This window comes from Pseudoalteromonas sp. S558, assembly GCF_005886635.1.
GTDB lineage: Bacteria > Pseudomonadota > Gammaproteobacteria > Enterobacterales > Alteromonadaceae > Pseudoalteromonas > Pseudoalteromonas aliena.
This window is the reverse complement of the sequence record NZ_PNDU01000565.1, coordinates 1-302: the sequence shown is the minus strand read 5'-3', so window position 1 is coordinate 302 and position 302 is coordinate 1. Positions and strand designations below refer to the sequence as shown.

The 302-nt window shown below is 39.7% G+C and carries 2 tRNA genes; both read right to left on the bottom strand.

Annotated elements, in window-relative coordinates:
- Window positions 1–45 precede the first annotated feature (45 nt).
- Window positions 46–130, bottom strand: a tRNA-Leu gene (locus CWB66_RS21455).
- Between the two features lie 93 nt (window positions 131–223).
- A tRNA-Met gene (locus CWB66_RS21450) sits at window positions 224–300 on the bottom strand.
- Between the last annotated feature and the right edge of the window lie 2 nt (window positions 301–302).

The following is a 302-nucleotide window of genomic DNA, read 5'->3' as shown; positions in this document are numbered from 1 at the left end:
ATCCCAACTAAGAATATTTGATAATTTGAGTTCTTATCAAGAACATGGTGCGGAAAGAGAGACTTGAACTCTCACAACCTAAGTTACTGGAACCTAAATCCAGCGCGTCTACCAATTCCGCCACTCCCGCATATCACTTTGAATTAATCAAAGAAATGGTAGTTATTTTAAACTCTTCATTGAGTGCAATTTAACTCTTGCAGAGCCACTTCTAAAAAAGAAATGGTGGCTAAGACGGGATTTGAACCTGTGACCCCATCATTATGAGTGATGTGCTCTAACCAGCTGAGCTACTTAGCCAT